We start from the raw sequence: 24,810 nt of genomic DNA, 5'->3' as shown, positions 1-24,810 counted from the left end.
TTTTTTTATATGTAGAAAAAGACTTTTGAATAGTATGAAAGCGTATTATATTAAGTTTTATTTAAAAAATAAGGGTAAAAAGGCATGTTTTTCGGTTTTTGTTATTCTATTTACCTTTTATTTATAAGTTTTGAAATATAAATGTAATACCATTGCGTCGATTCATGACGTATAATTGGAGTTGTTGAAATTTAGATGATCATTTTTTTCATCTTTTTGGATGAAAAGGACATAAATTGCTTGTACGTATCGAAGGGTATGTGCGTGACCATACATAACGTTTTTTGACGATAAGTGTCAAAACATCATGATAAGCTGTTAGTCAGCGAATAAGAAAAGATTAGGTGATTACATGATTGAAATGAAGGAAGTCTACAAGATCTATCCTAATGGCGTAAAGGCGATCAATGGAATCAATGTCTCTATCCATCCAGGAGAATTTGTGTATGTTGTTGGTCCCAGTGGTGCTGGTAAATCCACTTTCATCAAAATGATGTATCGTGAAGAGAAGCCAACCAAAGGGAAAATCTTAATTAATAACAAAGATTTAGGCTCGATTAAGGAAAAAGAAATTCCTTATGTGAGAAGAGAAATCGGCGTGGTATTCCAAGATTTCAAACTGCTGCCGTCCCTCACAGTGTTTGAGAACGTGGCATTTGCTCTTGAAGTTATTGGTGAACAGCCAAGTATCATTAAGAAAAAAGTGCTTGATGTACTCGATTTGGTGCAGCTAAAGCACAAAGCGCGCCAATTTCCTGACCAGCTTTCTGGCGGTGAACAGCAGCGTGTATCTATCGCTAGATCGATCGTCAATAGTCCTGAGGTTGTCATTGCAGACGAGCCTACAGGAAACCTTGATCCAGATACATCATTGGAAATCATGAAGACACTGGAAGAGATTAATAACCGCGGTACAACAGTCGTCATGGCGACACACAACAAAGAGATTGTAAACAGCATCAAGAAACGCGTCATCGCAATCGAAGATGGTATGATTGTGCGTGACGAAGCAAGAGGGGAGTACGGAATTTATGATTAAAACTCTCTCGCGTCATTTACGTGAGAGCTTCCGTTCACTTGGAAGAAACACGTGGATGACATTTGCATCAATTAGTGCGGTTACTGTCACACTGATTTTAGTTGGGGTATTTCTTGTCATTATGCTCAACTTGAATAACATGGCATCGAACGCTGAAAAAGAAGTAGAAGTAAAAGTATTAATCGATTTAACGGCAAATCAAAAGCAGCAGGATGAATTAAAAGCAGAAATTGAAAAGATTCCTGAAATCAGTGATGTGAAATACTCATCTAAGGATGACGAACTAAAAGCACTGATTAAAAGCTTCGGTGAAAATGGACAATCTATGGGGCTTGTTGATCAAGAAAACCCATTAAACGATGCATTTATTGTGAAAACAACCGATCCTCACGATACACCAAAAGTAGCGAAAAAATTAGAAAACCTAAAGGGTACGTATAAAGTAACCTATGGAAAAGAAGAGGTCAGCCGACTCTTTAATGTGGTCGGAGTGGCTCGTAATGTCGGCATTGCGCTCATTATTGGGCTCTTATTTACAGCGATGTTCTTGATCTCCAATACGATCAAAATTACGATTTTTGCTAGACGGAAAGAAATTGAGATTATGAAGCTAGTAGGTGCAACGAACTGGTTTATCCGCTGGCCATTCTTCATTGAAGGATTACTGCTTGGTGTATTTGGTTCCATTATACCAATCGCTCTATTGCTTAGCACGTATCAATATGTTGTGGGCTGGGTGGCGCCGAGAGTACAAGGCTCATTTATTTCAATGCTTCCATATAACCCGTTTGTCTTTCAAGTATCACTGATTCTTCTATTGATCGGTGCATTCATTGGTGTGTGGGGAAGCTTAACGTCCATCCGTAAATTCTTAAAAGTATAAATATATCTTATTTGATGGCAGCACTCGAGGTTTCTATAGAAGGTGCGACCGGTTGATCCGATTCATCCGGTCGACTCTTCATGTCGACAGTTGTCATGGGAGGGGAATATCGTTTTGAAAAGAAAGCTGATGATGGCTGGAATGGCAGCGTTTATTGGAACAACGTGGCTATACATTCCAGGAAACGAAAATCGTGCATTCGCATACGAAGACCTAGATCAAAAACGTCAACAAATCGAAGAGAAAACATCAAAGACTGAATCAACTTTGAAGAAAAAGAAATCAGAGCTGGCAAAGCTTGAAAAGAAAGAAACAAAGCTAAAACAAGAGATTGAAAAGATTGACCAAAAGGTAAGTGCTGCAACTGAAAAGGTCGCTGAAAAGGAAAAAGAAGTCAAACAAACGAAACAAGAGATCAAGAAACTGAAAAAAGACATTCAAGTCATCAACGAGCGAATTGAAAAAAGAAAAGCGATTTTCAAAGACCGAATTCGTTCTATGCAAAAAAGCGGCGGTACGATCAACTATTTAGATGTGCTGCTAGGTGCTCGCAGCTTTAGTGATTTTGTCAGTCGTGTTGGAGCTGTCACAACGATTGTCGAAGCAGATAAAGACATGATTACAGAACATGAAAATGATTTAAAGCTGGTGGAGCAAAAAGAAGCAGAGCTAAATAATCAGCTAAGTGGACTTGAAACATCACTGAAAGAGCTTGAAGCCCTGAAAAAGGACCTATCCAAACAGCAAAAAGAAAAAGGAAAAGTCCTTGGTCATGTATCGGAAGAAAAAGAACATGCACATGATGAACTGGGCAAGCTTGAAAATGAAAAAGAAATTCTAGCGAATCAAAAAGCGGCTGTGAAGTCTGAGGAAGCACGCCGTCAAAAGGAAGAAGCTAAAAAAGCACAGCAAGCCGCTGCTAAAAAAAATGCACCTGCATCAAGTGGCGGGTCTGATCAAGTGTCAGATACACCAGCAAGCAGCTCAGGCTTCATTAAGCCGGCTGCAGGCCGATTCTCATCAGGCTTTGGTGGACGTTCTGGCGGACATCATTACGGATTAGATATTGCGGCAAAAGGCACCGTTTCTGTCGTTGCAGCAGCATCTGGAACAGTCACGAACTCAAGCTACTCGTCAAGCTACGGGAATGTTGTATTTATTACACACAACATCAATGGACAGACGTATCAAACGGTATACGCCCATCTGTCAACAAGAAGTGTTTCAACAGGGCAGAGAGTCGAGCAAGGACAATTCCTTGGGTATATGGGAAACACTGGTCAATCGCATGGCCAGCATCTTCATTTTGAACTTCATAAAGGATTATGGAATGGCGCAAAATCAAATGCAGTCAATCCAGCGCAATATATCCGCTAACAAAAAGCCGATAACGTGATGTTATCGGCTTTTTTAATCTAGATAAAATTAAAATAACAGCAGTAACCCGGCAATAATAGGGGTTAACAGTACAGCGGATTTCAATAAGACCTTCGGTGCAAGTCGTGTGAATTTCGCGCCAATAAATGCCCCTAATACTGTTCCAATTAAGATTTGAATCAGCAAAATAAAATCAACATAGCCCTCTGAAATATAACCAATTCCACCGCCAATGGAGATCGGAATAATGACAAGCATGGTCGTGCCAACAGCCTGTCTAATAGACAGCTTCAGCAAAATTAAAAGTCCCACTTGAATAAATGGGGCAGACCCAATACCGAACATGCCTGACAGCATACCTGATACAAGTCCTAAAATGATGCCCCTTGTCAGCAGCTGACGTGAAGAAAGCGGCTGCTGCTCTGCTTCTTCATTGAGGACAAATAATTTGATCATCATAAAAACAGCAGATAAAAAGAGCATACCGGCTGTTAAATAGTGCAAGCTTTCCTCTGGAATAAAAGGAGCAACCTTTGCTCCCGCAAAAGATGCAATACAAGCTAAAGCACCGACAATCAAACCAGATTTGAGCTGAATATTTCCTTCCCGGTAGTGACTGTAAGCACCTGATAATGTCGTAAATGCCATAGCGGCTAAAGACGTACCTAGTGCTGTATGGATTGGTACATCAAATATTAACGTAAGCAATGCGATGACAAAACCAGCCCCGCCAGCTCCTACAAATCCTAATAAAATTCCTAAAAAAAGCATAGTTAATATAATATACATTGCAAAGACTCCTTCTCGATCATAACAAAATAAAAATTACACCTAATGAAATGATTAGTCAAGCTTTCGCGGGAGAATGTCCTTACATGAAATCCCTTCTTCTGGCATATAATAACTCAGGTCATCAGGAAGAGTTGAAGAAGGAGGCCAAATATGAAAAAACAAATCGCATCTATTATGGTAAGTGTCGTTCTATTAATGAGTGCAGGGGTGATCACGCATAAAGAGGGGACTCATGCGGAGTCACCGAAAGCAGCTTCTGCAATGGCTGGACAAGCTCAATCAAGTGATCGGGCGAAAGAAAATGGAATGGAGAAAATCGAGAAAGCCTATGACCTCATTTCAAATGAATATGTAGAGGAAGTGGATCGCCAAAAGCTGCTTGAAGGCGCCATTCAAGGGATGCTTTCAACTTTAAATGATCCGTATTCAGTATACATGGACAAGCAAACTGCAAAACAATTTTCTGATTCGCTTGATTCCTCCTTTGAGGGAATTGGGGCAGAAGTAGGGATGGATGAAGGAAAGATCATTATCGTCTCTGCCTTTAAAAAATCCCCTGCAGCCAAAGCAGGTCTTAAGCCGAAAGATGAAATCATCAGTATTGATGGTGAGCCGATGAAAGAAAAAAGCTTAAACGATGCTGTGCTGAAAATACGAGGAAAAAAAGGAACGTCTGTCGCCTTGAAAATCAGACGAAACGGGATTGAAAAAGATTTAACATTCCATATCAAACGAGAAGAAATCCCGCTTGAAACAGTGACTTCCTCTATGAAAGAGGTAAATGGTCATAAAACGGGCTATATTGCGATTTCTAGCTTTTCTGAAGACACTGCGAAGGATTTCACGTCAAGCCTGGATAAGCTCGAGAAAAAGGGCATGGAGGGTCTTGTGTTGGATGTGAGAGGAAACCCTGGCGGCTATCTACAAAGTGTAGAAGATATTTTGAAGCATTTTATTACGAAGGATCAGCCATATATTCAAATCGCAGAACGGAACGGCGACCGAAAACGATATTTTTCAAAACGGAAAGAACAGAAACCTTACCCGGTCAACGTCTTAATTGATAAAGGCAGTGCATCTGCTTCTGAGATACTTGCTGGTGCAATGAAAGAAGCCGGAAAGTATGAAGTGGTTGGTGATGTCTCCTTTGGGAAAGGAACTGTGCAGCAGGCGGTTCCAATGGGAGATGGAAGTAATATTAAATTAACGCTGTATAAATGGCTGACACCAAAAGGGAATTGGATTCACAAAAAAGGTGTCGTGCCCACTATTGCGATTCATCAGCCAGATTACTTTACTGCCGGCCCGCTACAGCTAAAAGAACCGCTTCAGCTTGATATGAACAACGAAGAAGTTAGACAAGCACAGACGCTGTTAAAAGGGTTGTCATTTGATCCTGGCAGAGTAGATGGATACTTTGATGAAGAAACGAAAAAAGCCGTACTTGCCTTCCAAAGCACATATAATTTGGAAAAGTCAGGTGTTATTGATTTGAAGACAGCGAAAATGATGAACAAAATGGTGGATGAAGTAAAATCCTACGAAAAAAATGATCTCCAGCTGCAGACTGCACTAAAAGCACTATATCTTAAAAAATAAAGAGGCGAATAAAAGCCTCTTTTTTTTGGTTCATAAGTGTCACGAACATGTAATAATTTATTCTTAAAAATATATTATATCGAGAAATATGTTCATTTATTTTACAAAAAACATAACATTCCTTCGATTTTACCCGATAACATATTTATATAAGAGACTTTCTGTTGATTTAAACATGTCATGAAAATGAAACTTTTGAAAGTTGTATGTTACATAAATAATTCTTACAATAAAAAGTAGCACTCATTTTAAATATTTTATTTTTTGCGGATATTCAGCTTGAGCTTTAAGCTGTACCGAGGTTTGCGCTTTTCTTAAAAGAACTAGTAAATGGGGGTACACAATTGAAAAGGGCAAGTATTGTGAGAGAGAAAAAATATTACGAGTTGGTAGAGGAACTTAAGAGTCGTTCGAAAGATGTGACGTTTTCCGCTACAAAGGCATTAAGTCTGCTCATGCTGTTAAGCAGATACTTGGTCAATTACACAACGGTAGAATCAGTCGACGAAATCGATGAAGACTGTGCTGAGATATACTTCAATTATTTAATGGATAATCATAAGAGACTTGGTATAAACTTAACCGACATCAAGAGGTCGATGCAGCTTCTCGGCGGCATACTAGATGTAGATGTGAATCACTATTTAAAAGATTTTTCACTGTCGAATGTCACACTTTGGATGAATCAGGAGAAATAAACCTGATGTCAAGCATCGATTTATTTGATAGAATAAGAGAAAATGCTTGACTTGGGCGGTGAACGATAATGAGCTCGGAGTGGATGGGAGCCGGATTAAAAGCGGTCGGTCTGTTTTTAATTCATCCTCTTTTTTATTTCATGATATTAATCAGTCTATTGTATGGCTACATCCGCGTAAAGCGGGAGAGAAAAGCGTTTCAAACAAGAATAGAAGATGTTTACGATGAGCTTAAATTTACATATTCAAAGGGATGGGTTTTAGGAGTTTGTCTATCCGTCATTTCAGTAGGCTTAGGGATTGCCCTCCCGCCTGGATTCATCGTGCTGATTGCAGCAATGACCATCGTATTCTCTTTATTCTTTAAGGCGAGTGCGCTTTCGTCTGCATACACACTCGGTTTCAGTTTTATTGCGGCACTTGGACTGATGTATTTCCAAGTGAGCCATTCTTGGCTTCCGCAGCTCTCAATGATGAATGCATCAGCCGTTGTCATTCTGCTAGGGCTCCTATTAATGACCGAGGGGATTCTAGCATACCGAACGGCGCATTTACGTACATCGCCTGCAATGGTGATGAGTGCGAGAGGACTTTTGATTGGTCAGCAGCGGGCAAACCGTCTGTGGCTTTTACCGCTTGTTTTGCTGATGCCGGCAGGTGAATTGACTTCTTCCCTGCCATGGTGGCCGGTGCTTCAAGTGCATGATCAAAGCTTTTCATTTATTTTGATTCCCTATATCATCGGCTTCGGCCAGCGGATTCAAGGATCGCTGCCAATTGTCAGTATTCAAATTACGGCTCGTCGCATTCTTATGCTCGGACTCGCTGTTGCCTTACTAGGTGCTGCAAGTATTTGGTTTGAGCCTATAGCTTGGGGAGCTGTTGTGATAGCGATTGTCGGAAGAGCCTTTCTTTCATGGAAGCAGAGGGTCAATGACAATGCTGCGCCGTTCTACTTCTCTAAGCGGAATCAAGGGCTGATGGTGCTTGGAATCATTCCGAATACACCTGCGGCTGATTTAAAGCTTGAGATCGGAGAAGTCATTACAAAGGTAAATGGAATTGAAGTCAAAACGGTTTCAGAATTTTATGAAGCTCTACAAACCAACCGTGCTCTGGCAAAGCTTGAGATCATTGGCTTAAACGGTCAGACAAGGTTTGAGAAACGCGCTTCTTACGAAGGAGAGCATCATCAGCTTGGCATCCTGTTTGTGAAGGATGATCCACAGCAAGAACCAACAGCGATTTCATCTTAAAAAAAAGCTGCTAGAGATGGCAGCTTTTTTCTTTTGTGCGTGTTTCTTTTCCGTATGATTCGCCCCATTCACGCATGGCGAAGATGATGGGCTTTAATGTATCTCCAAGAGAAGTCAGTGAGTATTCGACACGAGGGGGAACCTCCTCATAGACTTCTCTGTGAACAACACCGTCCTGTTCAAGCTCACGTAATTGTAGCGTGAGAACACGCTGCGAAATTCTTGGCAGAAGCCGGCGTAATTCGTTGTATCGTTTTGGACCGCAAGTCAAATGATAAAGGATGACTCCTTTCCATTTCCCTCCAATGACACTCGTTGTGACCGAAACAGGACAGCCATGATTCACAATGCTGACTGGATTGGATGGTGCACTCATCTTTACACTCCTTTCTAAGACGAAAATGGTGATAAACGAACATGATTGTACCTAACGAACAAAAATGTGCGTACTTGAATCGATGGAAGCTTTTCTTTTACCATAGAGATATCACATCACACATTCGGGCTGTTTGTTTTCTTATCATAACAATTTCTATATGAGAATGGAAAGAAATTGGATTGATGAAACACACACCCTATCTGTCAATAGAAAGGATGAATAAAATGCGAGACAAAGAGCAATTAAAAAAAGAAATCATTGACGCGTATGAGTTCCGGCACGCGACAAAAGAGTTTGACCCAGCGAAAAAGATTTCAGAGGATGATTTTGCGTTTATTTTAGAAACAGGAAGACTTTCCCCAAGTTCTGTAGGATTTGAGCCTTGGAAGTTCCTCGTCGTTCAAAATGAAGCTTTTAGAGAAAAATTAAAAGAGTATACATGGGGGGCGCAAAAACAGCTTCCAACTGCCAGCCATTTTGTGATCATCTTGGCAAGAACCGATGCCCGCTATGATTCAGCATATGCAGAATACATCAACAAGCAAATCAAAGGAATGACAGACGAGACGTTTGATATGGTAAAGGGACGCTACAAAGAATTCCAAGAGAACGATCTCCATTTGTTAGAAAATGACCGTACGCTTTTTGATTGGGCTTCAAAACAAACGTATATTGCCCTTGGAAACATGATGACAGCTGCTGCACAAATCGGCATTGATTCATGCCCAGTTGAAGGATTTAGCTACGATGAGATTCATCGTATTCTAGATGAAGAAGGATTGCTTGAGGATGGTCAGTACGACGTTTCTGTGATGGCAGCCTTTGGTTATCGTGTCACTGAGCCAAAACGCGGCAAAACACGACGTCCGATGGATGAAGTAGCTGTTTGGATTCGTTAATAGAGGCTGTCTGAAAAAGGATGTTGACAATTGCGTGGTTAGTCAGTATATTTAAAAAATAAAATCTTTGATGAATATATAAATTGACTATAAACGTTTTGACTTGAGAATAGTAGATGAACATCCGTTTTTTAAGAGAGCTGCGGGTCGGTGCAACGCAGTAAAACGAATCATTGAACTCGCTCAAAGAGCGGTAAGACTGAATGAATTGTAAGTCTTTACGTGTGACCTCCGTTATCGGGTTTTAAGTTGGATTCAGCTATAGCTGGATCAATAAGAGTGGTAACGCGGTTGCAGGGTCAGTCGTCTCTTCAAGGAGATGGCTGGCCTTTTTATATGCTTTTATCCTATATTTATCTGAAGATTCAAATTTAAAGGAGCTATAGAAAATGGAAAAGGAACATGTGCAGTTAAAACGAACAATGACGTCAAGGCATATTATGATGCTTGCGCTTGGCGGTGCAATCGGTGCCGGTCTGTTTAAAGGAAGCAGTTCTGCCATTGATATTGCAGGTCCTGCTGTCATTTTGGCATATATGATTGGTGGTCTTATTTTATTATTTATTATGCAAGGACTTGCCGAAATGACTGTTGCACGACCTGGTGCAAGAACATTCCGTGATTTAATTGAACCTGTGTTAGGAAAATATCCGGCCTATTTCTTAGACTGGATCTATTGGAAAATGTGGGTGCTGAACATTGCAGCAGAAGCCATTGTGTCTGCGATCTTTATTCAGTACTGGTTCCCGCAAATGCCGATTTGGACGCTTGTGTTAATCATTTCACTTGTAGTGACATTGATCAATGTTTGTTCAGTCAAAATGTTTGCTGAGACAGAGTACTGGTTAGCTTCCATTAAAATTGCAGTCATTATTTTATTTATTATCATTGGGGTAACGATGCTGTTTGTCTCATTCGGACAGCATGCAGCACCGGGATTATCCAACTTAACCGACCACGGTGGGTTTTTCCCTAATGGAACTGGCGGCTTAATTGCGGCAATGCTGGTTGTAGTGTATTCCTATGGCGGAACTGAGATGATTGGGGTTACATTAGCGGAAACAAAAAACCCTGAAAAAGTCATCCCAAAGGCCATTCAAAGTACATTTGTACGAATCATCGGTTTCTATGTACTGCCGTTCTTTATCATTGTCAGCTTAATCCCTTGGAATCAAGTGAACAATGAGCAAGTGAGTCCATTCGTCACAGTGTTTGCAACAATTGGCGTGCCGTATGCAAGTGACATCATGAACGGTATCATTTTACTAGCGATCTTGTCTTCTATGAACTCTGGACTGTATGCTTCATCAAGGGTCCTTTATACGCAGGCGATGGATGGGCGTATATGGAGAGGCTTCTCCAAGCTATCAAAACAGCAGGTGCCTGTCAGAGCAATCCTTGTGTGTACATCCACATTGTATGCGGCGGTATTGATTTCTCTTTTTGTGGGAAGTCAAACCTTTAATTATTTGATGGGATCTTTAAGTTATACAGTCTTATTCATCTGGTTTATCATTGCTGTTGGTCATTTGAAATCTCGAAGCGTAGCAGAACCAGGGGGATATCGCGTCAAGCTGTATCCTTTCACAACATGGTTTTCTGTGATTGCGATCATGGCCATTTTTATCGGCGTTGTGTCAACAACTCCAATTGTACAAACGATGGTCACAATGGGCATTTATCTCATCATTACACTTTCTTTCTTCATCAACAGAAAGCGGTTTGAAACAGCCGCTTAATACAAAAAAGCGTGCTGGACCTTATCAAGAAGGTCTCGCACGCTTTTTTTAATGCTGTTTGTAGTGCTTGAAATGAACAGGGGATTGAACCGGGTGCGGCTTTGCTTGAAGCCCGTAGCTCTCCTTGACGATATAAAGCGGCCGGTCCTTCGCTTCATCGTAGATTCGGCCAATATACTCTCCGATCATTCCCAGCATGAAGAGGATGATGCCGCTAAAGAACAGCTGAATGACAATTAATGAACTCCAGCCAGTAATCGTGCTTTTGGTAAAAAGCTTTAAGTACAAAACAAGAAACATAGAAATGAATCCAATAGCAGAAAGGGCAATGCCTGCCACACTGGCTAGTTTTAAAGGTTTATAGGAGAAAGACGTAATTCCGTCCATCGAGAGCTTGAGCATCTTTTTGAGAGGATACTTCGTTTCTCCTGCTAGCCGCTCATCTCGAACGTATTCTACCGCAATTTGTTTGAAGCCGACCCAGCTGACTAAGCCGCGGACAAATGGGTTTTTCTCGCGTATTTTTCTCATTTCATGACACACCTTACGATCCATCAACCTGAAGTCACCTGTGTCGATGGGAATGTCTACTTCGGTGATTTGACGTAGAACCCGATAGAAAAGGGAGGCGGTGTACTTTTTGAAAACCGATTCGCCTTTTCGTTTGGTGCGGACGGCGTAGACCACTTCATAGCCTTCCTTCCATTTTGCGATCATTTCTAATATCAATTCAGGCGGATCTTGTAAATCTGCATCGATCACCACGATGGACTGACCCTTTGCGTAATCCATGCCAGCTGTGATCGCAATTTGATGTCCAAAATTACGAGAAAAATCAATGAGTCTCACATTCGGATCTGTTTGGCAATATCCTTTAATCAGCTCAGCTGTTCGATCCATACTGCCGTCATTGACGAAGAGAAGCTCATATGCTTCTCCCGTCGAATCCATGACGGTTTTGAGCCGCTGATAAGATTCATGGATGACAAGTTCTTCATTATAAACTGGGACAACAATCGAATATTGTATGCTTTTTTCCATCAGCCATTTTCCTCCTTTTGATAGATGAATGAATCAACGGATAGTTCGTAAAGGGTGCCACTCTCCATTCCGCCCATTCGTCCATTTGACTGATCAGGTTGTTCAGATTGCTTGCTGTCAGTGCTGCCTGTTTGTTGTTTCGTTTTGGATGTAGAAGTGTTCTGCCATTTAGAAGAAGCCACTTCTTTGCCGTTTTTCTGAATCCAGTTCAGAATGTCTGAGCTTCCGCCTCTCATACCAGAGAGATAGAAGTATTTGATTTTTCCGTCTTTGACGAGCTGTTTAAATTCGCTAAGCGTTAAAATGTTATCGGAGCCACTAAATCCACCTAATGCCATAACCGCTTTCCCTGTCTTAATAATGTAAGGGGAAGCTGTGGTTGCATCTGTTGTACCAAACAGGAAGGCTTCCCCTGTATTGTTTTTCTCAAGGTAGCTGATCAGCTTCTCATTCACCTGGGAACCCATAATGCCACTTGAAGTTGCAAGCTGAGGACCAGCCTCTGGCAGCATGCTGTTTCCTCCATAAAGAAGAGGTGTGCTTGCCCAGAACAGTGGTGCGATCAGCATGCCAAGGATGGCGATGAGAGACGCCAGTTGTTTTAGCTTTTCTTTTCCTTTTATCAATAGCAGGGCAAGGACGGATCCAACGCCAATGAGACCGACCGCAATGCTTAATCCAAAACCAATCGTGCTTGTAAAGGTGGATAAGATAAAGACTTCAAATGATGTTGTTACCAAAATAGCAATCGGAAGCAGCCATTTTTTAAAGCCGGTTCCTGTTTGGAATAATTGAGTCATAGAGGCCCAGCCTGCTCCAGCTAATACGGCAATTGGCGGTGCCAGCATGATTAAATAATAGTGGTGGAAAAATCCAGCTACACTGAAAAATCCAGCAACGGGTATTAGCCAAGCTAACCAAAATAGTGTTTCTTTTTGTTTTGTATTGAGACGTCTTCTTTCAAATGCTGTTGAGAGGAAGATACCAATAGCGCCAAAGAGTGCAAATGGAAGCAGCCAGCTGATTTGATCGGACAGTTCAGATTGGAACAGACGTAATGGACCTTTTGTTCCTGTACCAAACATGCCAGAACCATTTCCCATTTTTCCGCCATCACCATTAGGCGGGCCATCACTACTTCCATCTCCAGAAGGCATATCAGGTGGTGTCGTGCCATTTGTACTGCTTGGCGGTCCTTGCATAGACGGCTGTCCCTGACCGGAAGATTGATTTGAGCTGTCTGAGCTGCTTTGATTTCCATTAGATGGCGGCTGAGGCATGGTGGATAAATCATTATCGTTTTGCTGATCACCCTGCTGTGAAGTTGGTTGACTTCCACTCTCACTTGAGCCGCCGCCCATTCCGCCAGACTGTTGACCAGTCAGCCGCTGGAGACCGTTGTAGCCAAAGGCTAGTTCTAATGCAGAATTGGATTGACTTGATCCCATATAAGGGCGATTGTCTTTTGAGGTGAGATCAACGGCTATCGACCACGAAGCAGATACACCTAAAAGAACAATCATTGAAATCATCAGTGAAAGCAATTTTTTCTTCCATGTCGTGCGATAAGCTATGATGTAAAAAAGGATGAGTGCTGGTACGATCATATAAGCTTGCAGCATCTTTGTATTAAATCCGACGCCGATCATTGCAAATGAAGCGATCGCCCAAAGCACTTTTTGCTGTTTCACAGCCTTGAACATCATTCCTGTTGCTAGTAAAAGGATAAAAACAAGTAAGCTGTCAATGTTATTTGTACGAGATACAGCGACTGCGATTGGTGTACAAGCCATAATGAGTGCAGCCAGTCTTGCAGCGGCCTGACCAAATGTAGGTTTGACAAGACGGTAGATTAAATAAACAGATCCAATGCCAGCCAAAGCTTGAGGCAAAATCACACTCCATCCATGTAAACCAAAAATTTTGGCACTGATCGTTTGCAGCCAGAAGGTGAGCGGTGGTTTATCCACCGTGACATACCCTGCTGGATCAAATGAAGCAAAGAAGAAATTATGCCAACTTTGCATCATACTTGTGACAGCGGCAGTATAATACGCATTCACCGTATCATCTTTCCAAATGTGATAAATGTTTAAGATGGCAGATAAGATCAATATGAAAAATAAATAAATATCAAATTTCTGAAAACGTCTGATCAAAAGCATGTCACTCCTTTTTCTTAACTTGAAAAAAGTGTAACAAGCAAATATGAATAAATTGTTAATAAAAAAAGACCAATTCTTTATGTTTTAGTGGAATAAAAACAGCTCTTGTTGAAAAGAACTGTTCAAGTTGTATACATATGCTATTGATACTGATCTATAAGAGAAAGGAGAGGTTCCAAATGAGAGTATGACAAGATCTGTGATTTGTTATTGAGTAGGCAAGCTCTCATTGAATGAAGCATTAGGCAGCTGAATGATGGCTGTTGTTCCGAGTCCGGGCTTAGATTGAATAATGAATATGCCATGATGTTTTTTGATAATTTGATAGACAATAGCTAGTCCAAGCCCAGAGCCGCCATCCTTTCTCGTACGTGCTTTATTTACTCGATAAAATCGCTCGGAAACATGCGGTAGATCTTCTTTTGGAATGCCATTGCCTTCGTCCGTCACTCTCAATTCAGCCGTGTTTTGCTGAACATGTAATTCAATCGAAATTGACTTCCCAGATGGAGTGTAATGAATGGCATTGTCCAGTAAATTACGGACCACTTGTTGTAGGCGATCGCTATCACCATAAACAATACAATCCTCTTCAAGTGTCCGTTTGAGAGAAATGCCTTTTTGATTAGCGATGATTGCCATTTGATCAAGAACATCATGGATAAGCTGTGCAAAGACGATTGGCTCCGTCGTTAGTGGATAAGAATCCCCCTCTAACTGCGCAAGGTCTAAAAGATCGTGAACAAGCCGGCTTAAACGTGTGGCTTCATCTTGGATGATTTGCATTCCTTTTTTTTGATCAATGACGCCCTCTTCAATTCCTTCTGCATATCCTTTCATATAACTTAAAGGAGTCCTAAGTTCGTGAGACACATTCGCAAGAAATTCTCTGCGGTGCTGTTCAACCTTTTCGAGGGTAGAAGACAGTTTATTAAAGGAACGGCTAAGCTGATTTAACTCATCCCCTTTTTTAGTCACAGCCATGCGTTTTGAAAAATCACCAGATTCCATTTCCATTGCAATTTCTTTCATTTTATTAATCGTCCGCACGACTTTATTGGAACTCTTATATCCGATAAAGAAAATCAGCAGAAGGATAAATAAAATGGATACGCCAAGTGTCAATCTGATTTGGACAAATGGCTCATAAACATCGGATAAGGGCATCGAGAGAAAAATTGTCCCCGATAGATCATCTTTGTTTGAGAAAACAGGGATGGCGATACCGAGAATATCTTGATGAAACTGTGGATGTTCTCTAATTAACACGACGGTTTCCCCTTGAAGAAGCTTTTGGCGTTCCTTGAACGTGATGAGGTTATCATTGGTGTTCGTATCAAAAGGGATACCACTTGAAAGCTCCATTGGGTCATCTGTGAAAATAATGTTCGCCTCACTTGAGCCATTTGCCCATTCGATTCTATTGGTAAAATACGTGTCTTTACCGTGTTTGTGATAGATTTCTGCCAGCTTCTTTCCTTGTAAACTTAAGGAGTCAATTTGTTTATCAATATATAAGTGCTGATATAAATAATAGGTAAGTGCGAGGGCTGAGGCTGCAACAATTCCGGTAACTGCAAGGATTAAGAAGAGTACTTTCTTTTTAATGGATAATGGCTTCATTCGTCCTCCTCAAATTTATAGCCGACACCCCAAACGGTTTTAATGTGCCGTTCCGCTCCCTTTAATTTCAGTCGTAGCGTTTTAATATGTGTATCGACTGTTCTTAAAGAACCACTGGTTGAGTGTGATTCCCACAATTTTTGATAGAGTTGTTCACGGGAAAACACGTGGCTTTGATTAAGCAGAAGAAACATGAGTAAATCAAATTCTCTTCTTGTTAAATTAATGGGCTCTTGATGGAGGTAGACTTGTCTGCCATCTTGATCTATCTCCAAGTCGCCGATCTGCATTCGGCTGCGCTTTAGCGAAAGACCCCTAATTCGTCTTAAGGTCGTTTCAATTCTTGCTGCAAGCTCACGCAGACTGAAGGGCTTCATGATGTAGTCATCTGCTCCAATTTCAAGCCCTCTAATTCGATCCTCCTCATAACTTCTAGCTGTTAAAAATAATATGGGGATTTGGGATGTTTGCCTGATACGCTGGCAGACTTCGAATCCATCCATATCAGGCATCATGATATCCAATACAACAAGGTCAACGGGTTCCTTTTCAAGCTGACGTAAGGCATCCATTCCATTATTTGAAGTGATAATATGAAAGCCTTGTTTTTGCAAAAAGGAGCCGATTAACTCAAGCATATCTAACTCATCATCTACTATTAAAATATGCATCTGTTCTTTCATTTTTTTTCCTCCAACACGATAGCATAAGGCCCTGATGGGACATTCAGTCGATTTTTCATCATAAATGTATGTTTATCGATGACTGATACTGAATTGTCATCTAAGTTACTTACATATATTGATGCGGTATCGGCGGTGATATAATTCGGATTTTGACCGGTTTCAACAGAAGCAAGCTGCTTATTCGTCTCTGTATCTACTTTGTATAGCGTATGGTCTCCATGACATAGTACATATAAAGTAGAGGAATCTTTCTCTGAGAAAAATGCAACTGGCATGACGCCTAGTTTGATTTCGCGCTGCTTTTTACCTGTTTTAGGGTCGTAAGCAAAAATGCTTTTATTTAAGGTGCCAGGTTTACCGTGTCCGCCAATCCAAATGGAATGTCCATCAAAATGAATGCCAGAAGGCCTTTCTAGTACAGAAATCGTACGTGTATTTTTTTCTTTTTCAATATCTATGACTGAAACTGTATGACTTTCTGCATTTAAAACAAACAAAGTTCCTGAAGAAGAAAGCGCCATAGAAGAGGGTGATTTTCCGGTCTTCACAGTGGCTTTTATTTTTTTGCTCTGTGTATCAATAAAATAAACGACATTCTTCTTTGAATCCGCTACAAGTAAGGTGTGAGAAGCTGCATCATATGTAAGTGAAGTCAGCCCTTTATTCACGTCCATATAATCTGTTGCTGTTCCTTTTTTTAAATTGATTTCTATAAGGGATTGTTCTTCTTTACTTGTCGCAATGATGACGTCTTTGTTGATTTGAATGAGATCAGTGAGTGGATGTTTTAAATCAACGGAAGAGACAATTTTATTCTTTTGTAAATCAACAATTGAAAAGGAGGCTTTTTTTAATTGAGAAATCACAGCGACAGATTGCGCGCTGCCAGGTGGCGTAAATTGCTGGTCTTTTCCGCAGCCTGACAGGAAAATCAGTAGAGCTGACAAACAGATCAAATAATATTTCAAACGTTCCATCCTTCCGCTCCTTTGCGTCCTCTATTTTCAAAAAGCATACCACAAAAATTGTGAAAAAAAATCGAAGTTATTATTGCTGGAAGATATGAAAAAAAGCTTTTAGATGGGGAAGTGGGACAATTTTCAGCTGAAATCCCTTTTTCGTCTAATCATATGACATTTTTCTATCTATAAAAGATGATTTTCACGGTTTGATTATCATGATCTTTATAGCTTACAGTGATACAAATATCAAAACTCCCCCGCCCTAAATGAACATAGAGCGAAGGGAGTCATTAGGCAGAATGTCCCGATGATGGAGAGGTGGATTTTGTTTTTACGCGTTGAGATAAAAGGAAACCAAGGATACCCGCGCCCATTAATACAATAAATAGAGCTTGAAAACCACTTATGATACCAATCAATGTAGACGATATGATACTCCCAAAATATCGAAAGGTAGAGAATATACCAGATGCCGAACCAGATAAGTTTTGATCAACGGATGTTAAAGAAGCCATCTGCATACTGGTCATACCAATTCCTGATGAAATTCCACCTGCGACTAATGTGATAATGAGAAGTGGTAAACTTGGGTAACTGCTTAGTGTGATAAGCATGATGCCTGATAAAGTAAGGCAGAGAAATGAAAATCGAATCATTTTTTTTGCGCCTTTTATCGGATGGAGCTTTGCTCCGAGCAAGCCGCTAATAGACATACAAAGTGAAAAGACAGAAAGAATAATACCGCTATGTGTGTGAGAAAGTGCAAGTTGTTGTTCCATAAACAGCGGCATAATGAGAAGAATGGCGTACATGACAAAATTGCTTAGCATGATAGAAAGATTAGCATTTGTAAAAGAACTGTTTTTAAATAGAGACAAATCGATGATCGGATTCTTTACTTTCCGTACATGTTTAAAAAATAAAGGAATCACGCTCAATGCTAGAATCCCATAGACCAAGTATTCAGTTAATAATTGGCTTTTTGTGCACAGAATGAGTGTGGTAATCCCAATGGTTAAGTACAATGAACCGATGATGTCTACACTTGCTTGTAAGCGAATATGCTTCATTTTCGGAATGAGTAAAACACCGGTAACAAGTGTAAGGAACAAAAATGGGATATTTACTAAGAATATAGAATGCCAATCAAAACTCTGAATGAGAATCGAGCCAATAAAAGGCCCAAGTGCGGCACCAATTCCTGCTCCAAAACCAAAGAACCCCATTGTTTTAGACAGTTTTTCAGGTGATACCGTTGAACGAATTAACGCAATGCTGTTCGGTGTTAAAATAGCTCCACCTGCTGCTTGGATTGATCGAAAGGTGATGAGAAAAGCAAGATTAGGTGCGAAAGCACATCCAATGGAGCCAATTAAAAAGAGTGTCACACCGACTAAATACATGTTGCGGTGGCCGTATATATCTCCTAGCTTACCAGCGATAGGTTGAGTAACCGCCATGACAATAAGATAAATTGTGACAACCCAAGTAATGTTTGAAATGGATTGATCGTAATAAGTTGATATGGATGATAGAGCGACTGCGATCATGGTTGAGTTGACCGGAACTAAAATAGCACCAAGTAACAAAGAATAGATGATCAAGTTCTCTTTTTTTAACTTCAATGGTATACCACCTTTTGTAAAAAAGAAGAATTTCACCCTTTAAGCGGGAGAAATTCCTCTCATGAAAATGTGTGTGCATGTCTCGATAAAGTCTTCTTTCTGTGTTAAAACGAGCTGTAAGTCTTGTTCTAGCTGTTGAATGAAAAAACCGAAATACGTACTAATGAAAATGTCTGCATAGATTTCTTCATTTCCTTTTAATACATGATGCTGAGCACCCATCGTTTTGAAATATTGTGTCAGCATTTCCCTCAGTTCTTGAGGATAAAGTTTTTCATGATCTGTTATATCCTTAAACATAGTGGGTTCTCTCATGCTGATATAGATAAATTCTTTTTTTGAAGTCAAATCTTCAAGGAAATAGTTGCCTAGAAATTTTAAATCAGTGTATAGATCTCCTTTGAATTCTGCTTCTAGCGTTTTAGTTGGTGTTGATTTCATTTTCATAATGGCAGCAATGACGCCGCGTTTGTTTTTAAAGTTACGAAAAATGGTCGCTTCACTCACATTCGCTTTTGTCGCAATTTCTTTTGTTGTTGTTTTTTGATAGCCCTTTTCAGACAATAAGTCCATCGTTGCGCGAATGATTCGTTGATTTGTTGATTTTAACAAGCATACTCACCTCAGGTTATGAATGTGTTTGCAACAAAGTAAGTATACCGATAAAATCCATGACCGCCAATATGATCCGAAATGATAGGGTTATGCCCGTGAATGCTGCTTTAATAACTGAATACGTCCATTCGCACCATCTACTGTCACAAGGTCACCTGTTTGGAGTTTTTCAGTGGCTATTCTTGTACCTAGAACAGCAGGCATCATATACTCTCTAGCGATAATAGCGGAATGTGACAAAATGCCTCCAGAATCGGTGATCACTGCTTTTGCGTCTCTAAATAAGCTGGTCCATAAAGGTGTGGTTGTTTTGCAAACTAAAATGTCATCCTTTTGAAATTGTGAAAATTCATCAGCGCATGTAATGATTCTTACTCTTCCGGAAACAATGCCGCTAGACGCTCCAATTCCATGGATCACATCGTCTGTGTTGTTTTCATTTTCTCTTAATGAACCGAGCATTCTTTCCACTTGCTCCAATTCAGCCTCAGATGGAGTGCCTGTATAAGCTGGTGGTTGAATGGCTTCATTTTCTTTCATTTCAATTTTTCTTTGCTGTATGACCGAATCGTATGTGATAGAAGTTGTGAGCGCTTTGTGTACTTCTTCATCGTAGAGATACCATAGATCTTCTTGATGAGGAATGGCTCCTTTTTGTGCAAGGAGTTCACCAATTTTTAATAGATATAGTCTAGCTTTTGCATCTAACATGGCATCAATGTAGAAGTGATGATCATCTCGAATATTGGCTGCCTGAAGGGCAAAGTGATAAAGTGTTTCAAATTTAGTCTTAAAAGACTCATCCTTCACTTCACTCATAAATTGCGCATAAGTCTCACGTCTTTTGATCACTGCTTGTGCAAATTCTTCATCAAAATCACATTGGTACTGAATGTTATTTCTGATGATGTCTAAGACAAATTCAGGGTTCTCTACCCATGTCTCTTCTGTAAGGTCATGACTTTTAACAGATCGCCAGCCATAGATTTGGAGAAATTCCTCCATCTTCGAAATGAAGTGTTTTCCTTTATCCGTGTGATTAAGTGCATATAATAGTTCTGGATTCGTTTCATGATTTGTAAATGCTTGAAGAAGTTCTTTATCTTGAAGGACATCCTTTGCTAGATCAGATAGCTTCTGGTCTGTTTCAAGAGATTTGTTCATCACGCCTATCATCATCTCATGTAACAAGACGACTTGTTTTTGATCACCGGTATACGTTACAAGCATGTCTTCAATCATAGCAGATAGAATGACTTGTGGTATGACGATATCAAAATGATCCTCGTACGCTTGTATATAAAATAACTTTAATTTATCGAAGCCAATGATTGCTTCTTCAATGGTCATAGGCTCGTTCATTTGACGATCGAGTTTTTCGTAAAATGGAAAGAAGTTTTGCTCTAGAATTTCATACATACGTTCACTCAAATGGGGAAATAACTCAAATATGCTCTCATCAAAAACTGGTGCAGTTCCTGTTCCCGCTTCAGGCATAGACGGTGCAGAATACAGGTGACCTCTATAGAGCTTGATATCTTTGATGTTGAGATCAGGTACTTGATACTTTTCTCCATTTTTCTTCATCCCGCTTTTTAAAGCAGGTATGATCAAGCTTGAGAAAAGAGGACTTGTTGGGCCGGGCATATGATCGTCCATTGAAATCCAGAAATCCTGCAGCTCTTCTGGTTGAATTTGAAAAGAAGCACCTGCTGCTTCATTTGCTGTTTTTGGTAGAGAAGCGGTAATCGGTCTTGCTTGAAGCAAATAAAAAGTACCATTTGATATTCCGAATTCGATATCTACTCCATGTCCGTAAAGTGCTTCTACTTGTTTGGTGATTTGCGTAATTTCTTCCAATTGATCATCATGCAGGCAAAACTGGCCAGCCATTTCCTTACATACTGGCTGTTCAATGACGCCCTCTTGATAAGGAACAATTAGTAGTTCTTTAGTCCCTAGTGATTTTTCAATAGAAAACGTCTCTTTGTCTACAATAAACGTGTCTGGTGTCACAAGACCAGACACGATGGCTTCTCCTAGTCCGTAGCTTGCTGTCATCATGATTTCATTTGTTTTTCCCGATACCGGATTCTCACTAAAGATGACACCGGAAACGTCAGAATGGATCAATCCTTGAACGACGACAGCCATGAGCGGCATCTCTTCCTCGTTTTCATCCATCTCTTTCTTATATTCTGTGACTCTTGCTGCAAAATAAGAAGCCCAGCATTCTTTGACAGCCTGCAAAAATTCTTCATTTGTCTTGATATTTAAATAGGTTTCGTACTGTCCTGCAAATGAGGCACCTTCGAGATCTTCAGCAACAGAAGAGGATCGAACAGCAACTGAGGGATATGCCTTCAGCAATGATTGAAAGGACGAAAGTAACTCTGCTTCCATTTGTGAAGGAAACGAAGCTTTTTTGATTTTTTGTGCAAGGTTTTGCTCAGTTGAATGCAGGTTGTGATATGAAAGAAAGCTTGCAAAGCTGTTGGTTTTAATAATAAATCCATCTGGGACTGGCAGGCCGTGATTGTTTAATTTGATCAAATTCACGCCTTTTGCCCCTGCGAGTGATGCGGATTCTTCAGCCGCATGAAATAACACTGAATACATGGGAATGCCCCCTTATCCAAATAGCCAATGGTTTGTTTGTCTCTCTATTTTTCAAAATGATAGTGCGCACTATCATTTTAATCATAGGTTTTATTGGATGTTACTGTCAAAGACGTAAAGACCTATCTTTACAAAGGGGACGTTCTCACTAATTTTCTTCTATATCTATAACAAAAGTCTCCAAACGTGAAGAAAAAAAGGTGAAATCGAAAACTGTGAATTGTTCAATATGCCAATCTTTACTATAATCAAGGGAGTAGACCATGAAGAGGGAGGGTTTTTTTGATTACAAAAGCCATATTTGCACTTGTTTTTCCTTTCCTGCTCGTTATTTTATTTTCAAAGGTTACTTATAATCATTATGTGGGCATTGCATTAACAGCAGCGCTTTTATTTGCCTCGTACATGAAAGGCTATACAGAAACCTACTTTATCGTAGGATTAGATATTATTTCTTTAGTAGCTGGGGCATTGTTTATGGCTAAGAAAGAAATTGAAAAAAGAGAGAAGGCTGAAAAACATCATTGATGTGATCGTGATAGGCCGAAGGGTAACGTTTTTTATACATGAGCTGTGCTTACGATTTCTAGTGAGTGCAGCTTTCTTTTTTGTGATGTTTTTCTGCTCATCGAATATCCAGCTCCAAAATGTTCCATACTGAAAGGAAGGTTTCTTTAGAGGGTTATTTGCTATGGGAGAGAGGGTATGGCTGTATTGGAAATAAAAATCAAGTGATACACGAACTTTAGTTCGTATTTTTGTGTTCTTTTATGATAATATATTCATTAGATAGATTTCGTAACGAAACGGAGGCTTTGATGTGAGTGACCGCTTTGAATTAGTTTCTAACTATCAGCCCCAAGGAGATCAGCCAAAGGCGATTGAAAAGCTCGTGGAGGGGATCCATCAGGGGAAACAGCATCAAACGCTGTTAGGTGCTACAGGTACGGGAAAGACCTTTACTGTATCAAACCTGATCAAAGAAGTGAACAAACCGACACTTGTCATTGCGCATAATAAGACACTTGCCGGTCAATTATACAGCGAGTTTAAGGAATTCTTTCCGAATAATGCTGTTGAATATTTTGTGAGTTACTATGATTATTACCAGCCTGAGGCATATGTTCCTCAGACCGATACATTTATTGAAAAGGACGCCAGCATCAATGATGAGATAGATAAGTTAAGACACTCCGCCACATCCTCGTTATTTGAGCGGAGAGATGTCATCATCATTGCTAGTGTATCCTGTATTTATGGCTTAGGTTCGCCTGAGGAATACCGAGAGCTTGTACTGTCTTTGCGCACTGAAATGGAGATTGAACGCAATCAGCTTCTTCGTAAGCTGGTGGATATTCAGTATTCTCGTAATGATATAGATTTTCAGCGCGGAACCTTCCGAGTACGGGGCGACGTCGTTGAAATTTTTCCTGCTTCACGAGATGAGCATTGTATCAGAGTGGAGTTTTTCGGTGATGAAATTGAACGTATTCGTGAAGTGGATGCACTGACTGGAGAAATTCTCGGTGATCGTGAGCATGTCGCTATTTTCCCAGCATCCCACTTCGTCACAAGAGAAGAAAAAATGGAAAAAGCGATTATCAATATTGAACAAGAGCTTGAGGAACAGCTGGAAAAGCTTCGTGAAAACGGCAAATTGCTTGAAGCGCAGCGTCTTGAGCAACGGACAAGATATGACCTTGAGATGATGAGGGAGATGGGCTTTTGTTCAGGAATCGAGAACTATTCAAGACATTTGACCTTGCGTCCTCCTGGTTCAACACCTTACACACTGCTTGATTATTTCCCGGATGATTTTATGATTGTTGTTGATGAGTCACACGTGACCATCCCGCAAATCCGAGCAATGTACAACGGGGACCAAGCAAGAAAACAAGTGTTGGTTGATCACGGATTCCGTCTGCCATCAGCACTTGATAATAGACCGCTCACCTTTGATGAGTTTGAAAAGCATATCAATCATATTGTACATGTATCCGCAACGCCAGGGCCGTACGAACTTGAGAAAACGCCAGAGGTCGTGGAACAAATTATCCGCCCAACTGGTTTACTGGATCCGATCATTGAAGTCCGTCCGATTGAAGGACAAATCGATGATTTAATTGGAGAAATTCATACAAGAATGGAGAAAAATGAACGTGTGCTTGTGACCACTTTGACGAAAAAAATGTCTGAGGATCTCACAGATTATCTAAAAGAAATTGGGATCAAGGTCAATTATCTGCATTCAGAAATTAAGACTCTTGAGCGGATTGAGATTATTCGTGATTTACGCCTCGGTAAATATGATGTACTCGTTGGAATCAACCTTCTTCGTGAAGGGCTCGATATTCCAGAGGTGTCGCTCGTGGCTATTTTAGATGCGGATAAAGAAGGCTTTTTACGTTCTGAAAGATCCCTCATCCAGACGATTGGCCGTGCAGCGAGAAATTCAGAAGGCCGGGTCATTATGTATGCAGACAAAATGACGAAATCAATGGACATTGCGATTCAAGAAACGAAGCGAAGACGAGAACAGCAAGAAGCATATAACGAGAAATTTGAGATTACCCCGCAAACGATTCATAAGAAAATCCGTGATGTCATTAAGGCAACAAAGATACATGAGGAATCGGAAGAATATGAAACAAAAGCAGCACCAAAGCTGTCGAAAATGAGCAAAAAAGAACGAGAAAAAGTGATCGAAAAAGTCGAGATGGAAATGAAAGAAGCAGCAAAAGCGCTTGATTTTGAAAAAGCAGCAGAATTAAGAGATCTATTGCTAGAGCTAAAAGCGGAAGGATGATTGCCTG

20 protein-coding genes and 1 other annotated feature are annotated in these 24,810 nt (G+C 40.4%); of the genes, 10 read left to right on the top strand and 10 right to left on the bottom strand.

Annotated features, from left to right (window positions below):
• The first annotated feature begins 352 nt into the window (after positions 1–352).
• The 3 genes from ftsE to NPA43_RS15795 all read left to right on the top strand — a co-directional run bounded on the left by ftsE (position 353) and on the right by NPA43_RS15795 (position 3,299).
• Positions 353–1,039 (top strand): cell division ATP-binding protein FtsE, encoded by a 687-nt coding sequence (gene ftsE / locus NPA43_RS15805; RefSeq protein WP_099726370.1) that lies wholly within the window; start codon positions 353–355, stop codon positions 1,037–1,039.
• Positions 1,032–1,922, top strand: a complete 891-nt coding sequence (gene ftsX, locus NPA43_RS15800; protein WP_099726369.1) for a permease-like cell division protein FtsX — start codon at positions 1,032–1,034, stop codon at positions 1,920–1,922. The genes ftsE and ftsX overlap by 8 nt, the downstream gene beginning before the upstream one ends.
• A gap of 114 nt (positions 1,923–2,036) precedes the next feature.
• A complete protein-coding gene (locus tag NPA43_RS15795; RefSeq protein WP_256499049.1) occupies positions 2,037–3,299 on the top strand; it encodes a murein hydrolase activator EnvC family protein in 1,263 nt (420 codons plus the stop codon).
• Between the two features lie 48 nt (positions 3,300–3,347).
• On the opposite strand, the gene NPA43_RS15790 is transcribed toward NPA43_RS15795, so the two are convergent.
• The gene (locus NPA43_RS15790; protein ID WP_256499048.1) at positions 3,348–4,088 is read right to left on the bottom strand and encodes a sulfite exporter TauE/SafE family protein; all 741 of its coding nucleotides are present in this window, start codon (positions 4,086–4,088) and stop codon (positions 3,348–3,350) included.
• Between the two features lie 153 nt (positions 4,089–4,241).
• Here NPA43_RS15790 and ctpB point away from each other — a divergent pair, with 153 nt between their 5' ends.
• The 3 genes from ctpB (at position 4,242) to NPA43_RS15775 (ending at position 7,644) form a co-directional block, all read left to right on the top strand.
• Entirely contained in the window at positions 4,242–5,690 is a 1,449-nt protein-coding gene (ctpB, locus tag NPA43_RS15785; RefSeq protein ID WP_099726366.1) for a carboxy-terminal processing protease CtpB, read from the top strand.
• Between the two features lie 344 nt (positions 5,691–6,034).
• Positions 6,035–6,388, top strand: coding sequence for a swarming motility protein SwrAA (locus NPA43_RS15780; protein ID WP_003212923.1), 354 nt, complete (start codon positions 6,035–6,037; stop codon positions 6,386–6,388).
• Between the two features lie 68 nt (positions 6,389–6,456).
• Entirely contained in the window at positions 6,457–7,644 is a 1,188-nt protein-coding gene (locus NPA43_RS15775; RefSeq protein ID WP_230030682.1) for a PDZ domain-containing protein, read from the top strand.
• Between the two features lie 10 nt (positions 7,645–7,654).
• Here NPA43_RS15775 and NPA43_RS15770 read toward each other — a convergent pair whose 3' ends face one another.
• Positions 7,655–8,020 (bottom strand): winged helix-turn-helix transcriptional regulator, encoded by a 366-nt coding sequence (locus NPA43_RS15770; RefSeq protein ID WP_230030683.1) that lies wholly within the window; start codon positions 8,018–8,020, stop codon positions 7,655–7,657.
• A 227-nt stretch (positions 8,021–8,247) separates the two neighbouring features.
• Here NPA43_RS15770 and NPA43_RS15765 point away from each other — a divergent pair, with 227 nt between their 5' ends.
• Together NPA43_RS15765 and NPA43_RS15760 are read left to right on the top strand one after the other, a co-directional pair.
• A complete protein-coding gene (locus tag NPA43_RS15765) occupies positions 8,248–8,922 on the top strand; it encodes an NAD(P)H-dependent oxidoreductase (protein WP_099726363.1) in 675 nt (224 codons plus the stop codon).
• A gap of 89 nt (positions 8,923–9,011) precedes the next feature.
• Positions 9,012–9,236, top strand: a binding site (T-box leader).
• 75 nt (positions 9,237–9,311) lie between these two features.
• Positions 9,312–10,661, top strand: coding sequence for an amino acid permease (locus tag NPA43_RS15760; protein WP_099726362.1), 1,350 nt, complete (start codon positions 9,312–9,314; stop codon positions 10,659–10,661).
• Positions 10,662–10,709: 48 nt separating this feature from the next.
• On the opposite strand, the gene NPA43_RS15755 is transcribed toward NPA43_RS15760, so the two are convergent.
• The 8 genes from NPA43_RS15755 to NPA43_RS15720 all read right to left on the bottom strand — a co-directional run bounded on the left by NPA43_RS15755 (position 10,710) and on the right by NPA43_RS15720 (position 21,997).
• Positions 10,710–11,702 (bottom strand): glycosyltransferase family 2 protein, encoded by a 993-nt coding sequence (locus tag NPA43_RS15755; protein WP_256499047.1) that lies wholly within the window; start codon positions 11,700–11,702, stop codon positions 10,710–10,712.
• Positions 11,702–13,861, bottom strand: coding sequence for an ArnT family glycosyltransferase (locus NPA43_RS15750; RefSeq protein ID WP_256499046.1), 2,160 nt, complete (start codon positions 13,859–13,861; stop codon positions 11,702–11,704). Before NPA43_RS15750 ends, NPA43_RS15755 begins: the two co-directional genes overlap by 1 nt.
• Positions 13,862–14,074: 213 nt before the next feature.
• Entirely contained in the window at positions 14,075–15,490 is a 1,416-nt protein-coding gene (locus NPA43_RS15745) for a HAMP domain-containing sensor histidine kinase (protein WP_099726359.1), read from the bottom strand.
• Positions 15,487–16,173: a response regulator transcription factor gene (locus NPA43_RS15740; protein ID WP_099726358.1), complete on the bottom strand. Its 687-nt coding sequence runs from the start codon at positions 16,171–16,173 to the stop codon at positions 15,487–15,489. Before NPA43_RS15740 ends, NPA43_RS15745 begins: the two co-directional genes overlap by 4 nt.
• Positions 16,170–17,153 (bottom strand): YncE family protein, encoded by a 984-nt coding sequence (locus tag NPA43_RS15735; RefSeq protein ID WP_249705596.1) that lies wholly within the window; start codon positions 17,151–17,153, stop codon positions 16,170–16,172. The genes NPA43_RS15740 and NPA43_RS15735 overlap by 4 nt, the downstream gene beginning before the upstream one ends.
• Before the next feature lie 275 nt (positions 17,154–17,428).
• Complete coding sequence (locus NPA43_RS15730; protein WP_230030687.1) at positions 17,429–18,763, bottom strand: MFS transporter; 1,335 nt, start codon at positions 18,761–18,763, stop codon at positions 17,429–17,431.
• A gap of 39 nt (positions 18,764–18,802) precedes the next feature.
• Positions 18,803–19,375, bottom strand: coding sequence for a TetR/AcrR family transcriptional regulator (locus tag NPA43_RS15725; protein WP_230030688.1), 573 nt, complete (start codon positions 19,373–19,375; stop codon positions 18,803–18,805).
• 90 nt (positions 19,376–19,465) lie between these two features.
• Positions 19,466–21,997: a PEP/pyruvate-binding domain-containing protein gene (locus tag NPA43_RS15720; RefSeq protein ID WP_256499045.1), complete on the bottom strand. Its 2,532-nt coding sequence runs from the start codon at positions 21,995–21,997 to the stop codon at positions 19,466–19,468.
• 282 nt (positions 21,998–22,279) lie between these two features.
• On the opposite strand from NPA43_RS15720, the gene NPA43_RS15715 reads away from it, so the two are divergent.
• Together NPA43_RS15715 and uvrB are read left to right on the top strand one after the other, a co-directional pair.
• Positions 22,280–22,525: a CsbA family protein gene (locus tag NPA43_RS15715; RefSeq protein WP_034318699.1), complete on the top strand. Its 246-nt coding sequence runs from the start codon at positions 22,280–22,282 to the stop codon at positions 22,523–22,525.
• Between the two features lie 292 nt (positions 22,526–22,817).
• Positions 22,818–24,803: an excinuclease ABC subunit UvrB gene (gene uvrB, locus NPA43_RS15710; protein WP_099726353.1), complete on the top strand. Its 1,986-nt coding sequence runs from the start codon at positions 22,818–22,820 to the stop codon at positions 24,801–24,803.
• The last annotated feature ends 7 nt before the right edge of the window (positions 24,804–24,810 follow it).

This window comes from Bacillus pumilus, assembly GCF_024498355.1.
GTDB lineage: Bacteria > Bacillota > Bacilli > Bacillales > Bacillaceae > Bacillus > Bacillus pumilus_P.
This window is presented reverse-complemented; position numbering and strand designations above follow the sequence as displayed.